We start from the raw sequence: 23473 nt of genomic DNA on the forward strand, positions 1-23473 counted from the left end.
CAGCGCGGGTCAGTTGGTCTGGTTAATCAAACCTCTGATCGAGTTCATGACGTCGGCAACATGTGCTTTGTCCAGTGCTGCGGCATGTGGATTCGCGAAGGCACCGCTGTCATTGTCAAAATAGGCACCTGACGCATCAGCGAACCGATCACCCAATGCTGCGTCAATCAGGATATCAGCGCCGATGTTCATATCGTTCCCGGCTAGGCCGAATCCTTCTTTCACCATCTTTGAGGCCAACAGCGATCCCGGATTTACCGCGACCATGACGGGTGCATCGGACAGAGATTTGGCCCATTCCCGGGTCCAGATGGTGATCGCCAGCTTGCTTTGCGCGTAAGCCTCCATATCATCCAGCGGAACACTGCCCTCCAGTGCATTTAAATTCACCGGGGCCTGCGCTGCCGATGACAGGTTCACGACGCGCCCGTCGGCGGGAATGATCGGCATCAGCAATTCTGTGAGCAGATAGGGTGCGAGTGTGTTGACGACAAAGCGGATGTCCTGTCCATTCGCAAGCACGGTTTGCGGAGCTTTCAGCACACCTGCATTGTTGATCAACACGTCCAGTTTGTCATGTTTGGCCTTTACGCTTTCAGCCAGTTCTCGCACTGCGGACAGATCGCTCAGATCAGCGGTATAAGTTTCGACATCGCCGCCGACGTCGGTGGCAGCGCTGTCCAATTTGGAGGTACTGCGTCCATGCAGAAGTACTTTGTGTCCATCGGCGGCCAGCTTCTTTGCCGTGAGCAAACCAATGCCGTCGGTTGAACCTGTAATGAGTATAGTCTTGTTCATTGATCTGATCCTTTAGGAAAAGTCGGGCAGTACGGTATCCGCCAGGTGTTCGAGCGTTGTATCGATGGGCGCTTGATTGAACCGTAGGTTCAGTGCAACGTGATTGACCCCAAGCGTTTCTATTTCACGTAAATAGCTACGCAGGAAATCGGTGCCAGACTGAAACCCAAGATGGATCGGGCGCGGCGGTGCGGCGTGATCGGCAACGACATCGATATACAGGGATTGCATGACAGGCTTGTCTGGCTGGCCCGCTTCCTTCCCGCGCCTCCGATAGTCCGCAATAACCTGCCTTTGGGCAGTCGCATTGCGCGGATAGGTCAACCAACCATCGCCGTTCTGCGCCACCCAATCGGGGGATTGCTGGCTACCACCCGTAATAATCATCGGCAGGCGGGTCCCATGCGGCTTTGGCAGCAGGTCAATCCCGCCAGACAGCGTACCCTGTGCACTTTCACGCTCGGGATAGTCCAATCCAACGGCGCGGATATAGTCAAAGCTGTCGCGGAAACGTGCCCCGCGGTCATCATAGCTCTGGTTCATAGCCGGATACTCCTCAGGCCGGTCCCCGGAGGCTACACCCAAGAGCAACCGTCCGCCCGAGAGCACATCCGCGCTCGCCGCCGCCTTGGCTACATGAGCGGGGTGACGCAATGGCAGGATCACGCTCGCCGTTCCAAGGGCAATTCGGTCCGTCACCGCAGCAAGCGCACCCAGATAGACAAATGGATCGAAAATCTGTCCTGCATCACCAAAGCTTGGAACGTTGAATGGCACGTCGCGCAGCCAAAGTGATGCAAACCCGAGGTTCTCCGCTTTCCGAGCCGCTTCCAGATGATCCCGAAGCGTCGGCTCTGCACCGACTGCATATGCTTCGAGCGGCAACACAAGGCCAACGCTCAGCCGTCCCGGTCGAAATACACGGTTATAGGCCACGTTGATTTGGGCAAAATCAGCAGGCTGCATTTTATCCAACATGTCCGGCTCTCCTTTAATAGCGCACCAAGGTGCGGCTCTCGATGCTTTTGCGAATGGTGTTGACGTTTGAATCTTCGACCATATCAAGCGCACTATGCGCGATCGACGGAGCACCTTGATTGTCATAGATGTTGAAGATCGCGACCTCATCCGGCGTCATCTTCGATTGATAAATCCATTCATGCCTGGGGTTTCCTACCAGCCCCATTATTTGCCCATTGCGGTCGGGATAGATCAGGTCCAGCAAAATCCAATCAGACGGTTCAACTGATGACGGGCGAACAAAGCCCAGGGGTGCTGAGTTGATAGGATGATCCACAGGGCGCCACACATTAACAAAAGCATAGTGACCGCTCGCCCACTCCGCTGCGGCCTCGGCACCCAAAAGATCGACAAGCCGCTGTTCGGCTCCGTCCTTGCTATAGTCACTGTGGACGTTGCGCGCGGGTTTGCGCGTCGCTCCTGGGTCATCTATCCGAACCGTGTGATCAAAAACCACAACCTCGCGCGCACCTAACTTGTTCGAGAGCATTGCCGTTAGTTCCGCATCGTATGTCGGTTTCCAGACCTCGCCGGTAAAATCTTGTACCTGCGTTTCCAGCAGCGCGAACTCAACAGCATCAGACGCAAATGTAACTGTGTTGCTCGTGGTGCGGGCATCTGTCAATGCAACAGCCGTGCTGGCCAGTTCGGGCGAAATCAAATTACCAGCAATCCCGCCTGCATCTAGTTCAAAGGCTTGCCGCCAGGGCTTGTGAACGTGGTAGTTGACTGTGGCTGTCCGCGTCATCTGCGTCTCCTTCCCATGCCGAGTTGCATCCATGAAGGGGATTTAACGCTAATCTATTTGCGTATAAACTGCCCATTCATGGATTGATAATTCGGGTTTGCGATATAATGGGGCTTGATACAGACGCGCTGAGATTGTTTGTAGCGGCGGCAGAAAGGCTGAACATCAGTGCGGCGGGGCGCGCTTTGGGCATGGCTCCAGCTGTCTCGAGCGCAAAGCTTGCCAAGTTGGAGCAAAGCCTGGGTTCCGAACTGTTACATCGCACAACGCGCAAAGTGTCGCTGTCTGTTGAAGGTGCCGATTTCCTGCCCTTCGCCCGAGAGATTATTGCGCAGGAAGAGGCGGCACTTACGGCGTTGGGCAAACAAACAGCGACCATCCGCGGTACATTGCGCTTCGCTGCACCCAGCACCTTTGCTCAGCTCTACATTGCACCAATCCTGCCGAAATTTCTTCAACAGCACCCCGATCTGACGCTCGATTTGCGCCTGTCGGATGTGCAGTTTGATCTTATCGAGGGGAGTTACGACCTTGCACTAAGAAATGCGCCGCTTGTCGACACCAGCCTGAAAGGCCGAAAATTGGCTGATGACCGACGCATACTGTGCGCCGCGCCGCACTATCTTGACACATACGGCACACCCAAAACACCTGCCGATCTGAAAAGCCACCACCTGATCGCTTTCCAAAATCGCCAATTGCGCACGCTAACGGGAAAGGCAGGTGAGAAAGCCACATTTGATCCAGCGATGGCCAAGGGTCAATTGATCATCGACGACGGCCAAAGTCAGGTCTGCGCCACTCTGGCCGGCGCCGGAATATCCCTAAACGCACTGTGGAGCGTGTATGATCACCTGAAATCGGGCCGGTTGATGCAAATTCTGCCAGACTTTGAGGCTACGGAAGACAATGTTCTATGGCTTATCTATCCCAAGTCCAACGTATTATCTCCCAAAGTTCGGGTATTCATGGATTTTCTGATCACAGAGATTGGCTCAAATCCACCTTGGGAAACATGATCCCAATATTGGTCAAGCGCGCCTTAAGACATCACGGCGCCAGTTTGGAGAAATGCACGAGGCGGACACGCCTTTTACAATTGCAATAGCCTGATCTGTTCCGCGATTTTTGAGTTCCCGTGAATGCGGCCATCGCTCCCGTAGCGAGTGGCTAGTTAGACAGGCTGCATCGCAGCATCTAAACGGTTTATCCAAGGCCGGTTCCGGTCGTTCTTGCCTGAACCCAAAAGAGGGTTTCAAGACCTTAGTCGATCAAGCCGAAGCCGCGAGTGCAGGAAAGGTGTTTCTTATTCGCTCGCAGCGACGGCCTCGCCTGTCGAAAATAGCGCGGCAAGCATCGCCTCACTTCCAGCCAGCGCGCCCTTGCGCACGGTCGCAAGAACAAGTTTCCGAGCCGACGATTGTGGAAGACAAATACTTTTGACGTCGTCAGACCGATACCGCAAAACATCGGGGACAGGCAGAAGCGTAAAACCCAAGCCTGCCGAAACACACTCCATAATCGCTTCAAGGTTATCAAGGACAATGGTTTCGGAACCCTTTGGTCTTTTGTGCTTAAGCATCTCTCCAGCAATGAGTTTTCCGATCCCGGTGTCGGGCATAAAGTGAAAGAAGGGCTGCGCATTCAATAAACCCGCGAGGCCGTCTTTCAGCAATTTCTCATGGGCTGCAAAGGCAAAGGGTTCCACTCGAAGCACCTTTTCCGCAAGCGTGTCGGGAACACCTTCTGCATCTGTAAGAAGGGCGGCATCAAGCTGACCGCTTACAACCTTTTCTTGTAGAACCTTGGACAGGCCGGTTTCGAATGAGAAGGTCGCTTGCGGTGCTTGACGTTTTGCGTTGTTCAGGAAGTTCGGCAGCAAGCGAACGGCAGCAGTTGTGACAAATCCTATTCGGAAATGCCCAAAAAGCGTGTCCGTCGGGCGACAGATTTTGCGAAGGCTGTCTTCGTGCTGCAGGAGCGGGATCGATGCCGCGACGATGCTCCGGCCGATTGGTGTAAGTCGCGGTGGTCGTACGGTGCGGTCAAAGAGGTCGACGCCAAGCTCCACCTCAAGCGCCTTCATCTGCATTGAAAGTGCAGACAATGTCATGTTTTGCTGCTCGGCCGCTTTTGCAAAGGAGCCGACATTCGAGACCCGTATGAGGGTTCTGAGAGAACGTGTCTGCATAACTTAAGGTATATTGGATTAGATATCCAATTTTATTCGATTGTGTTGTATTACTGCAAGCGTATTCTGTTAAGAAACAGAGACGAGGGACACGCATGCCGCATCCGCTTGTGAACGTTGCGAAAGAACTGGCCCCAGAATTTGAGAAACGTGCCGCAGATTGGGACAGATCGCGCAGGTATTGCTGGCAGAATGTTGGCGAATTGGCCGATGCTGGCATCATGGGTATGACCATTCCCAAGAAATATGGTGGGCAGGGCGCGAGTTTTCTGGATGTCACCATGGTGGTGGAAGAGATCGCAAAAACCTGCACCCTGACCGCCCGCATCGTTGTCGAGGGCAACATGGGCGGCATCAGTGCGGTCATGGGGTACGGCAATGACGAGCAGAAGGCTTTCTGTGCTCAGCATGTCCTGGCAGGAGATAAGCCTGCGATCTGCATAACCGAACCTGACTCGGGAAGTGCCGCGACCGATATGCAGACTACCGCGCGGAAACAGGGTCGCACATACATCCTCAACGGGTCCAAGCATTGGATCACTGGTGGAGGGGTCTCGAAGCTGTACCTGATCTTTGCCCGCGTGCTCGATGAGGCAGGCGTCGATCAGGGGATTGGCGGTTTCATTCTGTTTGCCGACCCGATGTCAGGAGATTCGCCCAAGGGGTTCACCGTGGTGGGTCGCGAATACACGATGGGCCTTTGCGGTATGCCCGAAGCAGAATTGCGGTTCGAAAATGTCGAGATCAACGAGAAATGGCTGGTCAAACCGCCTTCAGGATTGAAGCGTGGCTTTGCCGACCTGATGAACGCTTACAATTCGCAACGCGTCGGTGCGGGAGCAGTTGCTATGGGTGTTGCGGCAGGGGCACTTGAACATGCAAAACGCTACCTCGTTCAACGTGAACAGTTCGGGCGCCCGCTTGCAGAATTCCAGGGGCTTCAATGGATGCTGGCCGATATGGACACGCAAGTTCATGCAGCTAGGCTGCTGCTCCATGAAGCGGCACGATCGCGTGGCCAAAACGGCAGTCAGTATCCCGATATGACCATGGCCGCCCGCGCCAAGCTTTTTGCGTCCGAGATGGCTATTAAGGTGGTCAGCGATGCGCTGCAGATGTTCGGCGCGCGCGGCTACAGCGATCGTGAACCTCTGGAGCGGATGTATCGCGATGTGCGCATGTTCACTATCGGCGGCGGGACCGCACAGATTCTCCGGACCCAAATCGCCGGAAATATTCTAGGCATTAAAACACCACAGACGCGGGACGGATACACGCGCCTTGCCGACATGGAGCGTTACGCGGCTGAATAGAAGACCCTATGAAAATTGAAAAAGGTCTTTCGGGCCGCCGACTTTCTTGTGCCGCAGCCCTACGCGGCTGCGTGCCGTCACGCCTTCGGCATGCTCGGCCGACGGTTTTTTCGCGTTAATCTAGTTGCCTATTTAGCCAACTTAGCTGCGCAAGAAAGGCGCTGCATTCATGCGCCAGAGAAGTTTGCGACCGAGCCAGCGAAACAAATGCAATTTTACGCTGCGTAAAATGGCTGGGCTATTTTTCGACAATCGTAAACTTCCTAAATGAGATTTGCCTAGGCAGGCAAGTTTATCGTGTACGCCAAGCAATTACTTCGATTCCCGAAAGGAAAGCTGCGATGAAAAAGTTCATTTTTGTTGCTCTCATCAGTCTTACCGCATGCACTCAGTACCCGATGCAGAAGCCACTGATGGTTGACGGAACCAGGAATGCGACCTTCTACACAGATGAGGCTGAATGCCGATTGATGGCCGCGAGTTTCAATCCCGGGCAGCGTAAAATGGATGCTACGTTCGGCGCTATTGATGGCGCGGTCACTGGTTGGGTTGTTGGCGAGAAGGAAGATGTCATCGGAGGTGCGATCGCAGGTGGCATAGTCGGATCTGTGCGCGGCCAGTACAATGACGAAATGGCGCGGCGTCATGTGCTTGTGAACTGCATGCAGGTGCGTGGTCACGGAGTGGTGGGCTAGTAATGGCTGCAGATTACTCAGTGGTTTATCGAAAGGGGCCTTGGCCGTGACTCAGAAAAGGGTCCGAACAGAGTTCGTAATTTGGGGCAAACTCTGACCAGAGAAGGAGTGCTCTGATGCCGAATAAACGTTTCAGTTGTAACAGATAAAGAAACCGGCGTGATTGGGTGGGTGAACTGTGTCGCGCAGATCTTCCGAAGACGCGTCTCGATTGCCTTGCATTTTGGCGCATCGAATTGACATATCCCACCCAGAAGCGCGCTTCTTTCAGGCTACAGATAATCAACTTCCGCATGTTGAGCACCGATGAGCAAAGTGCTTTGCAATGCCGAAACTACGTAAAAGGCCGTCCCCAAAATGCGCCAACTCTGACAAACCATTCCAGACATGGACCGGCAGCGACCGTTGGCCCGCTTGCGTGAAAGCTAGAAAATCGAACTACGATCTGATGATATAAAGTCAGCCATCTGACGTGGTTTACTTATTGCTGCGTACAAGGGTGATGCGATTCCAGATAACTGTGAAACCCACCGATGAATAAGTGTGCGGAAACTGGATAAGCCGGTCAAGAATCTGACAAACCAGCCTTCTGGAGGCTGGCCAACAGGTTCTCCTTAAATGTGGCGTCAAGTTGCCAAATGGCAAGTATATCCGATGCAACAGATGAAAAATCTGGGCGTAGAACCAACAAGCTGCGTAGGGCCGCCTGGGCCTGTTCCCCATTTCCCAGTTTGCTGTGTAGCGCGGCCTGCCATAGATGGGTCCAGAAGAAACCTGGCATATCGATTTGTTCCAATTGTGCCAGCGCCGCTTCATAGTCGCCCCGGTCGAACTCGTAAAAAACCCGCGGAAACAGATACCACTGAGGATGCACAGGGTTCAGAGCGATTGCCCGGTCTACAATAGCAAGTCCTTTGTCCCATTCGCCACTGAACGCCAGACGCATCCCGTAATGGGCCAGAACGTCGGTATCATTCGGATTCAGGTCAATCGCCCGTTGCCCGGCCTCGCGGAACCCGGCAAAATCACCAAGCACGAACCGCATATTGGCCATCATCAGATGTCCCGCCGCCAGATTTGGGTCGATCTCGACCGCCCGGCGTGCTGCGGCATCGGCTGCGGCCAGAATCTGTTCGCGATTTCCGCCCAGCCCAAAACGTATCTGTTGCAGATACAGGTTCGACAGCACCGCCCAGGCCTCGGCATAATCCGGAGCCTTCTCAAGCGCGTTCAGGATGCAGGATTTGATTTCGGCATGGCGATCCAGATTGATGGTTACCTGATAGCTGTAATAACCAAGCACACAGTCATAAGCATCGCGATTGTTGGGTGGAATTCTATCGGCATCTCGCATCGCGCCAAGCGTCAGTAGCCCGTATTTCCCGGCCAGTTTACCCATTACATCTCGGATAATGCTGTCCTGTACCGCATAGATCTCCTTGGAGGTATCGCTGACCTCATAGCTTTGCGACCAGATATATCTTCGGTCTTTCAGATCAATGAGGCGTGCGGACAGGCGCAAGGTGTCGCCCCTGTCCATCACACTGCCTTCCAGCGCGAAATCAGCGTTGAATTCTGTACGCAAGCTCGCCGTATCAATCTCAGTTTCACCAGAATGCAGTGTGCTGCCAAGGGGCAAGACCCAGATGTCCCGGAACCGGATCAACTCGGTCGTCAACTGCCGGGTAAGACCATCGGCGAGGTACTCGGGGCCCTCTCCCAGAGTTTCAAAGGGCAGTACAGCCACGACGGGTCCTTTGGGCAAGCTGTGATTTGCCTGTTCCTCGGGCGTCCCTGAACGGGCCAATCCCCAGATCAGCCCAAACAATGCCAGGCCAAAGGCGACAGCCAGTCCAATCCCAGCGCGTCGTCGCCCTCTGAGCCCGGCATTGGGCCGGGCGTCAGCAGGTGCCGGAACAGGGCCGGGCAGTGAAGATTTTTCGAACCGCGGCGCGTATCCTCCTTTGGGCATGGTGAGGCGTATCGGATCGCCCCGACCGGGCCCGGCATAATAGGTGTCAATCTCCTGCCGTAGTCGCCGCGCCTCAAGTCGGACAATCGGATCGACCTGCTGGTCGAAGCTTTCGTCGCGGTCAAAGACCGACATGGCAATCGACACGCCTTTGATCTGATCTGAACGACCGGCCAGATATTCCTCGATGATATAGTTCAGAAATGCGCGGCGTTTGGGGCTGGCGGTGAAATCCGGATGATCCAGGATACGTTGCATCTGTACCCGAATTTCGCGCTCGGTAGTATCCACTTCAATATCCCTCTGCCTCGGGAAAACCAAGGAAAACCATTATGTTGGCCTCGTTGATACATGTGTTTTTCGACAGGTGGCAACATGTTTGCACTTCTCGGGAAAAATTCTGCGGATAAGAGGGCCGCACTGCTGGTCGTACAGGCAGGCACCCGGCTTCCAAAAGATCGCGCATCTCGGCACTTCTGGACGTCAATGCACCGGCGGGACGAATTTCAACCTCGTGGTTTGTCCCGTCAGACCTCCTGCGCTGCGATCTCTTTTGAAGCGTTCATGATAGGAACCGATTATATATGCCACGTCGAACCACCTTACTCTTGACCGTCACCCTTTTGACGCTGACCTCAGGCCTTGCCGTCGCGCAGGATGATAGTCCTCAGCACTTTGACCCGAAGGGCAAGCTGCCCTCGGATTACACGATCGAATTCCAGCAAACCCAACGCAATAACCTGCCGTTCGATGACGAGCGTGACTTTGAAGAAAGCCGCAAGGGGCTAATTGCGGTTCCAGAATACCGCCAGATCAAAACCGAGGATGGCACCGTCGCCTGGGACATCGGCAGCTATAACTATCTGCTCGAGGGCAAAGAGTTCGACTCGATCCACCCGTCGTTGCAGCGTCAGGCGATCCTGAACATGAATTTCGGCCTGTACGAGATTCTCGACGACAGCATCTATCAGGTGCGTGGCTTCGATCTGTCCAACATCACTTTTATTCGTGGCGATACCGGCTGGATCATCTTTGACCCGCTGGCCTCCAAGGAAACTGCCGCCGCAGCGCTGAAGCTGCTGAACGACACCGTGGGCGAACTGCCGGTCAAGGCGGTTGTCTATTCGCATTCCCACGCCGACCATTATGGCGGTGTGCGCGGAGTGATCACCGATGAGGACGTGGCAAACGGCGTGGAGGTGATCGCGCCCGAAGGTTTCATGGAACATGCGGTTTCCGAAAACGTCTATGCGGGCAACGTGATGAACCGCCGGCTGTTTTTTCAATACGGCGTATTGCTGCCACGCAGCCCGTTCGGCCATGTGGATCAGTCCATCGGCAAGAACATCTCGGCTGGCACCACGGGTCTGATCGAACCGACCCGCTATGTCTCGGACGCGTATGAAGAGATCACCGTAGACGGCGTGCGTATGATCTTCCAGAATACACCGGGTACTGAAGCACCTGCTGAGATGAATACCTATTTCCCCGAGCTCAAGGCATTCTGGGCGGCGGAAAACATCACTGGCACAATTCACAACATCTATACCTTGCGTGGCGCACTGGTGCGCGATGCGTTGAGCTGGTCCAAGCATGTCAATGACGCGCTGTACAAGTTTGGGCAGGATGCCGAGTTGATGTTCGCCTCTCACTCTTGGCCCCGTTACGGAAATGAGCGCATTCAGGAAGTGATGCGTGCGCAGCGTGACACTTACGCCAATCTTAACAACGGGGTACTGAATCTGGCCAACAAAGGCGTGACCATTAATCAGATTCACAACGTCTATGACGTGCCGGAAAGCCTGCAGCAGCAATGGGCCGCGCGCAGCTATCATGGCTCGGTCGAGCATAACAGCCGGGCGGTGATAAACCGTTATCTGGGCTACTGGGATGCCAACCCCACCACGCTGACACCCCTGTCGCCAGAAGACAGCGCTCCGCTGTTTGTCGAGATGATGGGCGGCGCCCAACCGATCCTGTCGAAAGGGCAGGAATTAGTCGACACCGGCAAATACCTTGAAGCAACCGAGATTCTGAACAAACTGGTCTACGCCGAGCCACAGAACCAGGCCGCCAAGGACCTGTTGGCCGACGCGTTCGAGCAAATCGGGTATCAGAAGGAAAGCCCTTCGGTCCGCAACTCGTTCCTTGGTGCGGCGTTCGAACTGCGCAACGGTATTCCGCAGGGCGCTACCATCGAGACCACCGGTCCCGATACGATCAAGGCGATGCAGACCACGATGTGGCTCGACTTTCTGGCCATTCGCGTCAATAGCGCCAAAGCCGCCGATATGGAGTTCACCATCAACCTGTCGATCCCCGATCGGGACGAGAACATCGTTGTCGAGATGAGCAATGCCACTCTGACTCATATCGTCGATCAGGTGGCGGAAGACGCCGATCTTTCGATCAGTCTGAGCCGCACGGACCTGGAAAAGGTCATGACCGGTGAGCGCAGATTGACCGAGATGCTCGCTGATGGCACCGCGCAGTCTGAGGGCAACCCCGAGATCGTAGCGCAACTGGCTTCGACCCTGGATCAATTCGATTTGGGTTTCGAGTTGATGCCCGGCACCGGTGTGCAGGATTTGACACCACCCGCCAATGATTTTGCCCAGCCCGGGTTAGCAAACTCGAGTGGCGGCTGAGACGGGACCGTCCGATTGAAAGCTGGCTCAGGGTTTTGCTGCCCTGGGCCTCTCTCTTTCTAACTATTGGACCGGGAGAAGTTTTCGACCAGTAGTGCTGGTATCGGAGCAGCAGAATGCCCCGCCCGAACGACTGCTGGATTGTTACCGCCGTGCGCGGACACTCTCATCCGTGGTGTCAATGCGGGATCAGAATCTTCAGCCTAAGAAAGCCAAAGCGCATGACGCAAAAATCAAACTGGGATGTTCTGAAACTTGCAATTTGTGAACATCAGCCAAGATATCAAACTACCCAGAGGTCCCGATCCGTAGATTTCAATTCACTCCTGGACCCTGTCCCGTACAACGATTCAAAGAACTGGCTGCTTAGCGCCGCGGGTCGGATGGGTATCTTCGAACTGGAGGAAGCTTCACAACCCAACTGTCGAATGTGACGTGGTCAGACCTTAGCTGCGATATGCTATGATCGCTTCCAAATTTCGATAAGACACTGTGTGTCGCAAATCGAAGTATTTAGTGTAATCAATAATGTCTTTGCGGAAACGGCAGCCTTCAAAAAGATCATACGTAAGACCGGTCCGAGAACTACTTTAGCGAAACGAATACCTCAACGGGCTGTTTGGTCAGCCCGAACCCATATCTTGCGATACTGCTCAAGTCGTGAGACGAAACTGTATTTCGAGTTCGTTGGACCGAAAGTAGTAGCCTGATGGTTGATCAGTGGGGCGATAAACTGGGCCAGAAAAGCTTGTTCTCTTAAGAAGCACCCGTCACACGGTATTTTTCTTCAAGCCAAGGTATTAGATTTGGGTTAGAACGCACATTCTAACCAACGCTTCGCGACATTCTACAAACAGGAAATTCCTTGCCAAGTGGACTAGCCCCTGCCGAACTGATCGCAATCCTAATCGCCGTGACTGATGATCAGCCGCGTGTCATGACCTTGCGTGGCGGTAACGCGCTACCTTCGGGACCGTTCGAATCTTCACACCGCAGCTTGCAAAGCGGCTTGCGGGCCTGGATTGAGGCGCAGACCGGCCATCCGGTGGGATATCTTGAACAGCTTTATACCTTTGCAGACAGGGATCGCGATCCACGCTCGGGTTATGCCGACAACTCTCAGCGTATCTCGATCAGCTATCTCGGTCTGGTGCGAGAGCAGGATACTACCGGTGCTGGACGTCCGGCATGGCGTAGCTGGTATCAGTACTTCCCATGGGAGGATCATCGTGATCGCAGCCCAGAAGAGCTACCGCAAATTATCAAACGTATCTCAGCTTGGGCAGGAAGTGATCCGCTAAAACTGCAGCGTGTGGACTATCTGTTTGGTTTGAATGGGAAGACTTGGAACGAAGAACTGGTTTTGCAACGTTATGAGCTGATGTACGAAGCAGGGCTTGTTGACACTCCTGAATTCGGTCGTCACATGGAAGCGGACAACCGTCGCATTCTCGCCACCGGCATATCTCGCTTGCGGGCCAAGATAAAATACTCTCCGGTTGTGTTCGAGCTCATGCCCGAAAGCTTCACCTTGCTGCAGTTACAGCGCACAGTCGAAGCGCTGTCTGGTCTACACCTGCACAAACCCAATTTTCGCCGCCAGATTGATCAGCAGGAATTGATTGAAGATACCGGCGAAATGTCCAGCGGCACCGGTGGTCGCCCGGCGCGCCTGTTCCGATATAGGCCGGCCATTCTAGAGGCTCGCATGCTGTCGGGCGTCAGATTACCTCTCTCCCGGTCCTGAACCTCGCTTGACATAATCTCGATTCGAGAATAAGCATGACTTCAATATACTCGATTCGAGTATAAATGGAGAAGCCAATGAAAGATTTTCGCCTTCCAGACCTCTACGACCGGGTAAAGCAGATCATCCCGCAACCCGAATGGATGCTGTTTGAAGATGATCTGGAAGCCATCCTTGATCTCAAGCGCGAGAGGAATGCGGTCATCCTCGCCCACAATTACCAAACGCCGGAGATCTTCCACGGAGTTGCCGATATCGTGGGCGACAGCCTTGCGCTTGCGCGCGAAGCTGTCGAGGTTGATGCCGATGTCATTGTGTTGGCTGGTGTACATTTTATGGCGGAAACTGCCAAGCTGCTGAACCCGGAAAAGACGGTGCTGATCCCAGATTTGGGCGCGGGGTGTTCACTGGCGGATTCCATCACACCCGAGGATATTGCGCTTCTGCGTGAAGCCCATCCCGGCGTTCCGGTGATCACATATGTAAACACTTCGGCAGCGGTGAAGGCGGCATCGGATATCTGCTGCACGTCGGGCAACGCAGTAAAGGTGGTGGAATCCCTCGGAGTGCCGCGCGTGTTGATGATCCCGGACGAGTATCTCGCCAAGAACGTCGCCAAAGAGACCGATGTCGAATTGATCGCATGGCATGGACATTGCGAGGTGCACGAACTGTTTACTCCAGCCGATATACGTGAAATGCGCGAAGCGTGGCCGGATGTTACGGTCCTGGCCCATCCTGAGTGCCCGCCCGAAGTGGTTGCCGAAGCAGATTTTTCTGGCTCTACCGCAGTCATGTCGGATTTCGTCGGTGACAAAAAACCGACGAGGGTTTGCCTGCTGACCGAATGCTCGATGAGCGACAACGTGGCGCTGAACCATCCTGAGGTGGAATTCGTGCGCCCCTGTAACCTGTGTCCACATATGAAGCGCATTAGTCTGCGCAACATTCGCAACGCATTGGAACTGGGTCATCACGAAGTCACCGTCGAACCGGCCATCGCCGAAGATGCGCGCCGCGCGGTAGAACGGATGCTGGCAGTGAAATGATCTGGCTCGAAGGGCTTCATGGTCGAACTGCCATCATCGGTGGCGGCATCGCCGGGCTGATAACTGCGCTGGAATTGGCCCCACGACCAGTAGTGCTAATCACACGTGCTGGGCTGGGCCAGGAATGTTCCAGCGCTTGGGCTCAAGGAGGGATTGCCGCCGAACTAGGCGCGGATGGTGATCCTGCGCAACACTTGGTCGATACTATGCGGGCCGGCGACGGGCTGTGCGATGAAACCGTGGCGTCGGCCATTCTCTGCGAAGCGCAAAAGGCGATCACTGTGTTAGAGAAACATGGTGTTCGTTTCGATAGAACCGCCGACGGCACATATGCCTTGGGGCGCGAGGCCGCGCATTCCCGCCGCCGCATACTGCATGCAGGCGGCGACCGCACCGGAGCCGAAATCACATCGGCCCTTGCGAGTGCCGTGTTGCAATGCCAGTCGATCACTTGCTTGACCGGAGTCGAAGCCCGACGGGTGTTGACGCTAGACGGACACGTCACAGGCGTTCATCTGCAAAAAGATGCCCAAGCAGAGGTATTGCGCACATCTCAGGTCGTTATTGCGACAGGCGGTTGCGGCGGTCTGTTTGGTGCAAGCACCAACCCTTCAGGTAATTTCGGCCAGGGTGTCATGATGGCCGCCCGCGCCGGGGCAGCCTTGCGCGATATGGAATTTGTCCAGTTTCATCCCACAGCGCTGGATACCAAGCAGACACCTCTGGCATTGGTCAGTGAAGCCGTCCGGGGCGAGGGCGCAATTCTGATCGACCAAACCGGCAAGCGCTTCATGTCGCATATACCGGGGGCGGAACTGGCCGCGCGCGATGTGGTGGCTCGTGCCGTGCATCAGGTCATATTAGAAGGTGGGAGAGCGTTTCTTGATGCTCGCGCCGCGCTTGGTACATATTTTGTCCAGCGGTTCCCCGGCATCCATGCATTGTGCGCAGCAAGCGGAATTGATCCGGCACGCGATCCCATTCCAATACTTCCGGCAGCGCATTACCACATGGGCGGTATCGCCGTTGATGAGTATGGACGAAGCACCCTGCCAGGCCTATGGGGCATAGGTGAATGCGCGGCCACTGGCCTGCATGGTGCCAATCGCCTTGCCAGCAATTCACTGCTGGAGGCAGTGGTGATGGGACGCCGCGCCGCAAATGATGTTGCCACGAGTGAATTGCGAAATCTCTCACTTGCTCCTGCGGTGGACGTGCTGCCTAATTCTGATCCAAGCTTTGTCCGGCCTTTGGTTTCAAAATATCTGGGTGTGATCCGTGACCAGACGGGCCTACGTTTTGCCATTTCAAAGTTGTTGCCGATGGTGGAAACCGCTGCCTGCGCTTCTGACCCTGCACTAGTCGCGCTTTCGATCGCGGTCTTTGCCGATCTGCGCCGTGAATCGCGGGGCGGACATTACCGAAGTGACTTCCCCAATCCTGAGGCGAACGCGCAATCTCTTTTGATGACACTGACCGAAGTACTTGCTCATGCGAGTTTGACCAGTCAGGAACCCTTTTTGAGGACTGCTTGAGAAATGACTATCATGCCCCTAGCCCCGTTGCCCCGAACGATGCTGGAGCCGGTGATCCGCCGCGCACTTGATGAAGATTTGGGCCTCGCCGGAGATGTCACCTCCTCGGCTGTTATTCCTTCGGATCATGTTTCCGAAGTTGTGGCTTGCGCGCGCCAATCCGGATGTATTTCCGGTCTGGATTGTGCTGAATTGGCTTGTGAGCTGATAGATCCGGCGATCAAAATATTCCGCCATGTCGAGGATGGTGGGACAGTTGCGCCCGGCGCAGTGATCGCCACTTTCAAAGGGCCGTCGCGCAGTCTGCTGATTGCCGAACGTACGGCGCTCAACTTCTTGGGTCATCTATCGGGTATTGCAAGTGTGACTGCTGATATGGTTCGCCGCGTCGAAGGCACGCGTGCTGCCATCGTCTGTACCCGAAAAACAACGCCCGGTTTGCGGGCTTTAGAGAAATACGCTGTGCGATCAGGCGGCGGCATGAACCATCGCTACTCCTTAAGTGACGCGGTGCTGATCAAGGACAACCACATCGCCATAGCCGGGGGTGTCCGCCCGGCCTTGACGCGGGCCAAAGAGACAGTCGGTCATATGGTCAAGATCGAGATCGAGGTCGACACGCTGGAGCAGCTGGCCGAAGTTCTGAAAATCGGTGTTGATGCGGTGCTTCTGGATAACATGGATCCAAGAACCTTAAGCGAAGCTATAGGCATGATTGATGGTCAAGCCATTGCCGAAGCTTCAGGCGGGATAACCCCAGATAATGTGCGGGCTGTGGCGAACACCGGTGTTGATTTGATTTCTATGGGCTGGATCACCCACAGTGCACACTGCCTCGATATTGGTCTGGATTTTGTGCTCTCACAGCACCAAGAGTAAACCAACAGTTACGAAGCTCATTGCCCAAATTATCGAAATCAACGGCCTTTCCAAGAAAATTGCCAAAGGCGAGAGCATCGCCGACACAATAGGAAACAAGGCAATCAAAAGGTGCGCGGCGGCGCAGCCTGCCTGTTCAGTCTTGTCACTCCGTTAGCCAGCTAAGCTGGGCAAGTTTTATGTCGCATTCATTCGTCAGAGAGTTGGCGACCGAACCTTTCGTTCTCGCCCACACTCGATTTCTTATGCTGCTCAAATAAGCAGGCCATGACATCTCAATTCGGAGAAACCGCATCGTCGGCGTCATTGCCTCCGGACGTTTTACCCTCATGGCCGAATAAAGTCGGATCAGTCTTAAAATCAGGCGCAAGGAACTCGGACATCTGGTCAGGCCTGTCTGTTTCTATATTATATATCAATAATTTATCCGGCTTGTCCTTAAAAAATTCGGGCACCTCCTGATGATGCCGATCCCATTCTTCTGACCAATGATCAATTACCTGATCAACCGACTCGAAATTCATACCCTTACGATAACGCTCAGCATAAAACCCATTGCCATGGTTTCGGCGACTTGCGATCCACCTGTCTTTGTCTCGAGTGTTCAATATGAAATAGGAATTGGGATAATATGCCGCGAGTTGACGAAAATAACGGCAACCTTCAATCACGCGTGAGCCGCTCACCATCTGCATGTCGGTGTAGCCGACCCAACGGTCGATGCCATTGAGCGGCGCATAGCCATACTTAAGATTGTTAGCGAGCGCGCGGGCCAGATTGCCACGCTTGAAGTGAACCGTCGGAATGCCGTTGTTATCTAAAAAGGCGGAAATCGACCTTGTGCCGCACTTGTTGAAACCGACCTGAAATATCCGCCGCGTACGTCCTGCAAGGGTGGAGAGATATTCAGGGGCTATTGATGATTGCGGCACGAAGGAAGGCTCCTACTCGGATTCTGCGGCGGCTTTCTGGTTCGCGCGCATGGCAACTGAAATAAGCTGACGGGCCGTATGCTCCGTCAGAGGTGTGGTTTGGCCAGCCATCATCAGGCGAGCAAAAAACGCGCGTTCAGGTTCTGACTCCAAAAGTTCCTTAAATCGCTTGTGCCGCCATTCGCAGGCCTTGTCATGTAGCTTCTTCAGTGTGGCATCTGATTTTAGCTCGGTAACCCGAGCAGCCCGTGCAGATTGGTAGCGGGAAATAGAGACGTCCTGATCGCTGTTAAAGTTGTAATCGACCCAATAATCCATGCCGATTTTCTCTTTGAAATGCACCCCACGTCCACGCGCACGTTTGAGCAGAAAGGAGTCCATCGCGCCCAAAGCATAATGGTTAAGCTGAACCCTCATGGTCGTATCTTGGGTATAGTTGGAAAATACCCGCTGGCGGCGATGATCGCCACCAAGCAAACGGCCTGATCCATCATACCAGCGCGCCTCATCCACGCGGGTCTGATCAGGCGAAATTGGCCGATGAATGCCTGGTTTACGGTAAATCCCGTTGTTGCGATAAAGCGTTTTGAACATCGAGGCGCGCCACGGCCAAAGGATGGGTTTGGGGGCGCACGAAGTGAACTGTTGGGTCACCGGCGCATCTTCAAAATAAACGATCCCTGCATTTCCGAATAGCCGCCAGGTGAGCGTGATCGCATCCGCCTCGGGGAGGCTATGGATGAGCGCGTTTAATGAGCCGTCGCCAATATGGATATTTACAAACTCATCAATATCGAGCGCCAATATCCAGTCTGCTTCTTTCAATAGAGGATGTTTGGCGGCTTGTTTCATAGCCTGCCACTGTACGCTCTTATCGGGCTTGGCTTCATGGCTGACATGAGTGATTTGCCCCATCTCTTCGAGTCGGTGCAACATCAGATCGGTGCCATCCGCGCAATCATTCGAGAAGATCAGAAAATCAGTGAAACCAACCATCTGATGATGGGCGAGCCATTCCAACAGGAACGCGCCTTCATCTTTGACCGTCAGGATCGCTAGCTTTCGTGTCATTCCATTCCTTTGATCCGACGCTTCAGTCTGGTGATCCGCCAGACCGCATGTCATGTGGTGCTCATTGAGAATAACGGTTTTGCAGATGTTCTGAACTGCGAATTTCACATAGGAACGAAAAATGTACGGCGCGGCATCATGTTGCCAACTTGGGCGATTTCCAACTCGGTGGTAGGTGGATCTAAAAGGCTGAGAGTGAACCGGATAGATGCACTTATTGTTCAATTAGCCGTCTTAGCCCGACAGCTCCGTTTGCAAGTGCAGATCGGCGGTAAGACTTCAGTGCTACCTGCAGATCGCTGAGTTCTGCATCACTCGCCTCTGAAATGCGGGTCAGGCTTGCCTCCAACCCATTGTCAGCAATCAGCATTGGTGGTCGGTAACAGGCCTCTGACCAGCGGTCCATGACGATCGGCACACAGAATCCACCCGATGAGGACAGGGCAGATGTGATCTTGATCCGTTGATATTGTTCATAGTCAAATGGCATGAGCGGATGTATCACCTGAGCGCCTGCCAGTGCGTCAAAATACGCGGCATGCCCGACCTGCCCGCTGTTGTCCAAAGGCACGCACGTAAAACGCGCGTCAAGCTTTCGGTCCTGGATCTCACTTTCAACCTTGGCGCGATCTCCGCCTCCTGACGGTAGGATGAAATGCAGATTCTGAAAGGCGTCCGGTCGATTGCCAAGAAGATCCAGCAAGCCAGGGTAATCACGTGTCCGCATGTTAACGTTGCCGGGGATCACGACCTGACGCGGCTGGACCAACTTTGGTTCCGGATCATCGATCCAATAAAACGGCTCCAACGTCGCGATCCTGTCCATATGGGCTTTGCCCACCCGGCTGATCCATTCAGCCGTGACATGTGCACTCAGGCTGATGTAGCGCGTATTTGGCATCTGAAGCGTCTCGCGCAGGGGTGCCATCTGGCTGAACTGATCCAGATTATGCAGGACCATGATCAATGGCTTCTTCACTCCATGCGCCCAGCTTGCCGCTTTTGGACGACTCAAAGAGGCCATCAGGACGAAGTCATGTTCGGCCGCTTCAATTGCAGCCAAAGTAGACTTGATATGTTTTGGTGCATCCGCAGCCCGGTAATCCGGTGTGCTCAAAGGCACATACTCAACATCAAATTCCAATCCCGGCACCAAGGACATGATATCTCCGCGCAGCTTTAAGATCCGGCGATGCAGAAAGATTCGTGGCCGGTACCCGTTGGCATTACAGGCGGCCACCAAGCTGGGGATGACTTCTTCATGGCGCGGTTCAAATTGTACAATTGCACAGCGCTTCATAGTTTCTTCCTGTTGCCTGGGTTGCCTCGGGCCCTCGTTTTCGGTTTGACCCTGTGGAAGTTGTCTATCGATAGCTACACTTGCCGTCTACATCCAACGCCGAACCGGTCGGATCTCAGACCAGTTTGTTTGAGCGGAGGTATCCGGTGTGATGGTGTTTCCGATCGTTGCGGTTTCCTTCACTATTCTGATTAAAATCTAATGTGGGCAAATCATCACGATCTGAGTCCGCAACTCCGCAGGCCCAGAGTCGACAACATGTGCGTGTTGAGTGAAATAATCTTATTCAATCGCATGGTTTGCGCTGGCGTGATGCTCCTGTCGCATATGACCCGCGCAAGACCTTGTACAGCCGATGGAAGTGCTGGAGCAGGAAAGGTTCTTGCGCGGATAATGGCTGAGCTTGGTGCCGAATACGGCGCGCAAAAGGTTGTTATGATCGACGCGGCCTATCTAAAAGCACACTGTACCGCGACCAGAGTGGTTGCCAAAAAAGGTGGCGTGATCGTCTGAATGGTCGAGCCAAGGGCGACATGAACTCCAAATCGCACACCATCTGCGATAGCTAAGGGCGCCCGTTCAACCTGCTTGTCACCGCTGGACAGGTGAGCGACGAAATTGGCGCACACACGCTGCCTGGCAGCCTTCCAAATGTCAAAAGATTGCTTGGGGAACGCGGCCACGATGCCGACAGGTTCCGGGAAGCACTGCGAGACAAAGGGATACGTGCTTGCAATCTGGGCCGAAAGTAGCGCAAGACCCCGTTCAAATATGACAAGCGCCGATTCAAGCGGCGAAACCGCATCGAGATCATGTTCGGCACGCTCTAGGGCCGGAGGCGCGTCGCGACGCGCTTTGACTGCTGTCCAAAGGTCTGCCTCGCAGCCATCGTTCTCGCGGAAACCGTAATCCATTAGTTGGGAAGCCTGACACTATGCATCAAATTGTAGCTTGATCATTGGTACTCGAATCCGACCGTAAGATCATTTTCACTCTTTGCCTTCAGATTGTAGTTGACCTCATCTGAAGAGACTGATGTGAAACGAGCACTCAGTAATCGGAGGTGTATTGTGGACATCGTACTAGTTGGCGCAGGCAACATGGCAATCGCTTACGCCAAGACTCTAAGACATCTGGGCATCTCCTTTCGTTGTTTGGGGCGAGGCGTTGACTCTGCAAAACGGTTTGAAGCGGAAACCGGTATAATAGCCGGAACAGGCCCGCTTACAGAGCAGCTCAAGAAAACGGATGTGCGCGGCGCGTCAGCAATTGTGGCGGTAAATTTGAACCAATTGTCTGCGGTTTGCGCCTCACTTCTTGACGCGGGCATAAAGTCAATCCTTGTCGAGAAACCTGGAGGCATAGACCTTGAGGATATGCAAGCCTTGGCAGAGCTTGATAGGCAAGACTGCATTCGCGTTGCGTACAACCGAAGATTCTTCAAATCAACCCAGCATGCATCAGATCTCATCAATGAAGATGGCGGTGCGCAATTGATCCACTTCGAGTTCACAGAACTACCAGACAGGCTCGAATCTTTGGGTGTGCACCCACCTGAGGTTTTGGCGAATCTTCCTTACGCAAATTCGTCACATGTTTTTGACATGGCCTTCTATCTGGGTCAGGCCTCCGAGGATTTAGGTGAGGTCTTAATTTCCGGGGCAGTAAGGCAAGGTGAAATCCCCTGGCATCCGAACGGATCACGGTTCGCAAGCTGCGGGTTAGTCGGAGATCAATCGCTCTTTAGTTGTTTTGCAGATTGGCGGTCTGGTGGAAACTGGAATGTCGAAATAGCTACTGCCAACAGGCGGCTGCGATTAAAGCCACTTGAAACGCTTACAGAGCAATGTCGAGAATCATTCCAAGTGAATCCAATCAAGATTGCGGCGGATCCAGAAGGACTAAAACCCGGGTTGCCTGATATGGTTTCCAACTTTATCTACCATGATGGTCACCGACTTCCCAGCATGCGCAATCAGGTATCGCGCATGAAGGTATTTGCCAAAATACTGTCGCGTGACCACTAGTGTCTCCACACTTTTGAAGGGTCGTTTTCCTATTGGGTAATTCCCAAAGCTTCCAATGCGTCCGAGTACGATTTCCTTGACTGCACTTTTCTAGAACTCTCGCGCTCTATTCGTCGTGCCCATTCTAGTACTGCGTAAATCTTTTCATCACCCGCTATGCCGGATTTGATGGTGAGGAGTCCGTCGAGCTCACGCGCGTAGTCTGCCTCCAGAAGGCTAGCATAACTGCCGGTTGCCAACACCGCCACGCCTTTGAGGCATGCTTCGAGGATTACGGCAGAGTATCCCGTTATAACACCGTCAACTGCATCAAGAAGTGACGGAAGCGGTGTCTCAAATGCCAAGGAGCATCCCAGCGCCGCTAGTTGCGTCGCATCCACAAGTTTTTCGGTTTCGTCTTTTCGTAGAGGATGACAACGAAATAATATGTTGAGGCCGGATTGGTGCAATTTTTGGGCCAACAGAATGTCATCAGCTTGTTGCGCTGCAAATAGCACTAATGGCCCGTTACGCGATTGAAAGTCGGAAAGGGTTCTGCGGTTGCGGTCAGATTGATCAGGCAAAAACTTGGCAAACTGTTCCCATGTCGGACCAACGACCGCAGCACGGCGTTTGGCGTTCTGCCTCATGAAGCTTTCGGCGTCCGATTCAGTCCAGCACATATGCGCTGTAGGACAAGTTGACCAATCCATTTTTGGCGTATTTTTGAAATAGTAGGACCCGTTGAAACGTCCCTCGATGCCGTGCTGGATGTCAATGTACGGAATATCGTATAGCCGACAGACGTGTGCCAGTGCCCAACCATAAAACGACGCATAATTGCTGGTAATTATTGCATCCGGCCGCATGGAACGGAAAAGGTAAGTAAAGCAGTTTGCCGCGTGATCAACTCTCCCAATTACTGTGTCGACGAAAGCACACAGTTCGGTGTCACCATGGCCGGTCAGACTGACAACCGACTCTATGGATTTAAAGTGCTTATACAAAAACGCGTGCGAAAGTTTCGGTACTCGCGCTATTAGCGCGACATTCTTAATAAACGGGTCTAGCGAAGCATGAGGTCCATATTCCGAGCGAGCTGGCATAGTATCGGGATCGAACCCTGAGTACAGCCCGATGCTCCGGTGCCCATTTTCCATCAACGCGACGCGAAGCGCGTGGTGATGCTGGCTTGCCTTTTCACCATCCAAATCATAAAAACCTGATCCCGAACCAAGACACCAGTATTTGTGGTTCTTCAACTGTTCGATCGGCAGAGTGTCAACGGACCGAAGACTATCGGCTGGCTTTCTACTTAATAGCCTCGAATAAGCGGGTCGGAGCCGGTTGCGCTTGGCGAAATTCGGATATCGCTTGTACCGGTCGGAAGATGAGTAGTTGCGGTTCATCGCAAAAACCATCTGTTTCACAATTACATACTTGACGATTGGCCAGACATGAAAGCCACGATAGCGCCAGCGCGTTACTACACCTTGCTTTTCGAAGTCTTCTATCTTCTCTATCGCGCTGATGAAAAGCTCAAGGTTTTTATCAGATATTGGTGGCACT

Annotated in this window: 18 protein-coding genes and 1 pseudogene; 10 read left to right on the plus strand and 9 right to left on the minus strand. The window is 53.8% G+C overall.

From position 1 onward, the window contains the following. Window positions 1-9: 9 nt before the first annotated feature. Genes ACR0L9_RS10615 through ACR0L9_RS10625 form a run of 3 tightly spaced genes read right to left on the minus strand, consistent with a single transcriptional unit; the run spans window position 10 to window position 2566 of the window. A complete protein-coding gene (locus tag ACR0L9_RS10615) occupies window positions 10-798 on the minus strand; it encodes an SDR family NAD(P)-dependent oxidoreductase (RefSeq protein WP_480895607.1) in 789 nt (262 codons plus the stop codon). 12 nt (window positions 799-810) lie between these two features. After that, window positions 811-1776: an LLM class oxidoreductase gene (locus ACR0L9_RS10620; protein ID WP_480895608.1), complete on the minus strand. Its 966-nt coding sequence runs from the start codon at window positions 1774-1776 to the stop codon at window positions 811-813. A gap of 13 nt (window positions 1777-1789) precedes the next feature. Beyond that, window positions 1790-2566, minus strand: a complete 777-nt coding sequence (locus ACR0L9_RS10625; protein ID WP_480895609.1) for a CmcJ/NvfI family oxidoreductase — start codon at window positions 2564-2566, stop codon at window positions 1790-1792. Window positions 2567-2673: 107 nt separating this feature from the next. Here ACR0L9_RS10625 and ACR0L9_RS10630 point away from each other — a divergent pair, with 107 nt between their 5' ends. Continuing rightward, on the plus strand, window positions 2674-3585 hold the full coding sequence (locus tag ACR0L9_RS10630) for a LysR family transcriptional regulator (protein ID WP_480614248.1): 912 nt from the start codon (window positions 2674-2676) through the stop codon (window positions 3583-3585). A gap of 287 nt (window positions 3586-3872) precedes the next feature. Here ACR0L9_RS10630 and ACR0L9_RS10635 read toward each other — a convergent pair whose 3' ends face one another. Further along, entirely contained in the window at window positions 3873-4757 is an 885-nt protein-coding gene (locus ACR0L9_RS10635; RefSeq protein WP_170512082.1) for a LysR family transcriptional regulator, read from the minus strand. A gap of 95 nt (window positions 4758-4852) precedes the next feature. Here ACR0L9_RS10635 and acdA point away from each other — a divergent pair, with 95 nt between their 5' ends. Then, window positions 4853-6070, plus strand: a complete 1218-nt coding sequence (gene acdA, locus ACR0L9_RS10640; protein ID WP_480895610.1) for a 3-sulfinopropanoyl-CoA desulfinase — start codon at window positions 4853-4855, stop codon at window positions 6068-6070. A 341-nt stretch (window positions 6071-6411) separates the two neighbouring features. Then, entirely contained in the window at window positions 6412-6765 is a 354-nt protein-coding gene (locus ACR0L9_RS10645) for a hypothetical protein (protein ID WP_170394225.1), read from the plus strand. 565 nt (window positions 6766-7330) lie between these two features. On the opposite strand, the gene ACR0L9_RS10650 is transcribed toward ACR0L9_RS10645, so the two are convergent. After that, entirely contained in the window at window positions 7331-9028 is a 1698-nt protein-coding gene (locus ACR0L9_RS10650) for a tetratricopeptide repeat protein (RefSeq protein ID WP_480895611.1), read from the minus strand. 293 nt (window positions 9029-9321) lie between these two features. Here ACR0L9_RS10650 and ACR0L9_RS10655 point away from each other — a divergent pair, with 293 nt between their 5' ends. From ACR0L9_RS10655 to nadC, 5 genes are all read left to right on the plus strand, one after another. After that, on the plus strand, window positions 9322-11385 hold the full coding sequence (locus tag ACR0L9_RS10655) for an alkyl/aryl-sulfatase (protein ID WP_480895612.1): 2064 nt from the start codon (window positions 9322-9324) through the stop codon (window positions 11383-11385). An 865-nt stretch (window positions 11386-12250) separates the two neighbouring features. Next, window positions 12251-13132, plus strand: a complete 882-nt coding sequence (locus ACR0L9_RS10660) for an NrtR DNA-binding winged helix domain-containing protein (RefSeq protein ID WP_170509435.1) — start codon at window positions 12251-12253, stop codon at window positions 13130-13132. A 77-nt stretch (window positions 13133-13209) separates the two neighbouring features. Further along, window positions 13210-14181, plus strand: coding sequence for a quinolinate synthase NadA (gene nadA, locus ACR0L9_RS10665; RefSeq protein ID WP_480895613.1), 972 nt, complete (start codon window positions 13210-13212; stop codon window positions 14179-14181). Continuing rightward, window positions 14178-15716 (plus strand): L-aspartate oxidase, encoded by a 1539-nt coding sequence (locus tag ACR0L9_RS10670; protein ID WP_480895614.1) that lies wholly within the window; start codon window positions 14178-14180, stop codon window positions 15714-15716. The genes nadA and ACR0L9_RS10670 overlap by 4 nt, the downstream gene beginning before the upstream one ends. A 12-nt stretch (window positions 15717-15728) precedes the next feature. Beyond that, a complete protein-coding gene (nadC, locus tag ACR0L9_RS10675; RefSeq protein ID WP_480895615.1) occupies window positions 15729-16595 on the plus strand; it encodes a carboxylating nicotinate-nucleotide diphosphorylase in 867 nt (288 codons plus the stop codon). Window positions 16596-16870: 275 nt separating this feature from the next. On the opposite strand, the gene ACR0L9_RS10680 is transcribed toward nadC, so the two are convergent. The 3 genes from ACR0L9_RS10680 to ACR0L9_RS10690 form a co-directional block, all read right to left on the minus strand. Further along, window positions 16871-17527 (minus strand): sulfotransferase, encoded by a 657-nt coding sequence (locus ACR0L9_RS10680; protein WP_480895616.1) that lies wholly within the window; start codon window positions 17525-17527, stop codon window positions 16871-16873. Window positions 17528-17539: 12 nt separating this feature from the next. Further along, window positions 17540-18652 carry a glycosyltransferase family 2 protein gene (locus ACR0L9_RS10685; RefSeq protein WP_480895617.1) on the minus strand — a complete coding sequence of 371 codons (1113 nt, stop codon included), beginning with the start codon at window positions 18650-18652 and terminating at the stop codon, window positions 17540-17542. Window positions 18653-18812: 160 nt separating this feature from the next. Further along, window positions 18813-19898: a hypothetical protein gene (locus ACR0L9_RS10690; protein WP_480895618.1), complete on the minus strand. Its 1086-nt coding sequence runs from the start codon at window positions 19896-19898 to the stop codon at window positions 18813-18815. A 201-nt stretch (window positions 19899-20099) separates the two neighbouring features. Here ACR0L9_RS10690 and ACR0L9_RS10695 point away from each other — a divergent pair. Both ACR0L9_RS10695 and ACR0L9_RS10700 read left to right on the plus strand, forming a co-directional pair. After that, a pseudogene (locus ACR0L9_RS10695) lies at window positions 20100-20815 on the plus strand (IS5 family transposase). 153 nt (window positions 20816-20968) lie between these two features. Next, window positions 20969-21925 carry a Gfo/Idh/MocA family oxidoreductase gene (locus ACR0L9_RS10700; RefSeq protein ID WP_480895619.1) on the plus strand — a complete coding sequence of 319 codons (957 nt, stop codon included), beginning with the start codon at window positions 20969-20971 and terminating at the stop codon, window positions 21923-21925. A 29-nt stretch (window positions 21926-21954) separates the two neighbouring features. Here ACR0L9_RS10700 and ACR0L9_RS10705 read toward each other — a convergent pair whose 3' ends face one another. Next, entirely contained in the window at window positions 21955-23472 is a 1518-nt protein-coding gene (locus ACR0L9_RS10705) for a hypothetical protein (RefSeq protein WP_480895620.1), read from the minus strand. Window position 23473: the final 1 nt, after the last annotated feature.

The sequence above is a fragment of the Ruegeria sp. I3 genome, assembly GCF_056532525.1.

What these genes read in the sequence shown, in the direction of transcription:
- ACR0L9_RS10615 (WP_480895607.1), bottom strand. Translation starts at nt 798, where the DNA reads ATGAACAAGACTATACTCATTACAGGTTCAACCGACGGCATTGGTTTG.
- ACR0L9_RS10620 (WP_480895608.1), bottom strand. Translation starts at nt 1,776, where the DNA reads ATGTTGGATAAAATGCAGCCTGCTGATTTTGCCCAAATCAACGTGGCC.
- ACR0L9_RS10625 (WP_480895609.1), bottom strand. Translation starts at nt 2,566, where the DNA reads ATGACGCGGACAGCCACAGTCAACTACCACGTTCACAAGCCCTGGCGG.
- ACR0L9_RS10630 (WP_480614248.1), top strand. Translation starts at nt 2,674, where the DNA reads ATGGGGCTTGATACAGACGCGCTGAGATTGTTTGTAGCGGCGGCAGAA.
- ACR0L9_RS10635 (WP_170512082.1), bottom strand. Translation starts at nt 4,757, where the DNA reads ATGCAGACACGTTCTCTCAGAACCCTCATACGGGTCTCGAATGTCGGC.
- acdA (WP_480895610.1), top strand. Translation starts at nt 4,853, where the DNA reads ATGCCGCATCCGCTTGTGAACGTTGCGAAAGAACTGGCCCCAGAATTT.
- ACR0L9_RS10645 (WP_170394225.1), top strand. Translation starts at nt 6,412, where the DNA reads ATGAAAAAGTTCATTTTTGTTGCTCTCATCAGTCTTACCGCATGCACT.
- ACR0L9_RS10655 (WP_480895612.1), top strand. Translation starts at nt 9,322, where the DNA reads ATGCCACGTCGAACCACCTTACTCTTGACCGTCACCCTTTTGACGCTG.
- nadA (WP_480895613.1), top strand. Translation starts at nt 13,210, where the DNA reads ATGAAAGATTTTCGCCTTCCAGACCTCTACGACCGGGTAAAGCAGATC.
- ACR0L9_RS10670 (WP_480895614.1), top strand. Translation starts at nt 14,178, where the DNA reads ATGATCTGGCTCGAAGGGCTTCATGGTCGAACTGCCATCATCGGTGGC.
- nadC (WP_480895615.1), top strand. Translation starts at nt 15,729, where the DNA reads ATGCCCCTAGCCCCGTTGCCCCGAACGATGCTGGAGCCGGTGATCCGC.
- ACR0L9_RS10685 (WP_480895617.1), bottom strand. Translation starts at nt 18,652, where the DNA reads ATGACATGCGGTCTGGCGGATCACCAGACTGAAGCGTCGGATCAAAGG.
- ACR0L9_RS10690 (WP_480895618.1), bottom strand. Translation starts at nt 19,898, where the DNA reads ATGAAGCGCTGTGCAATTGTACAATTTGAACCGCGCCATGAAGAAGTC.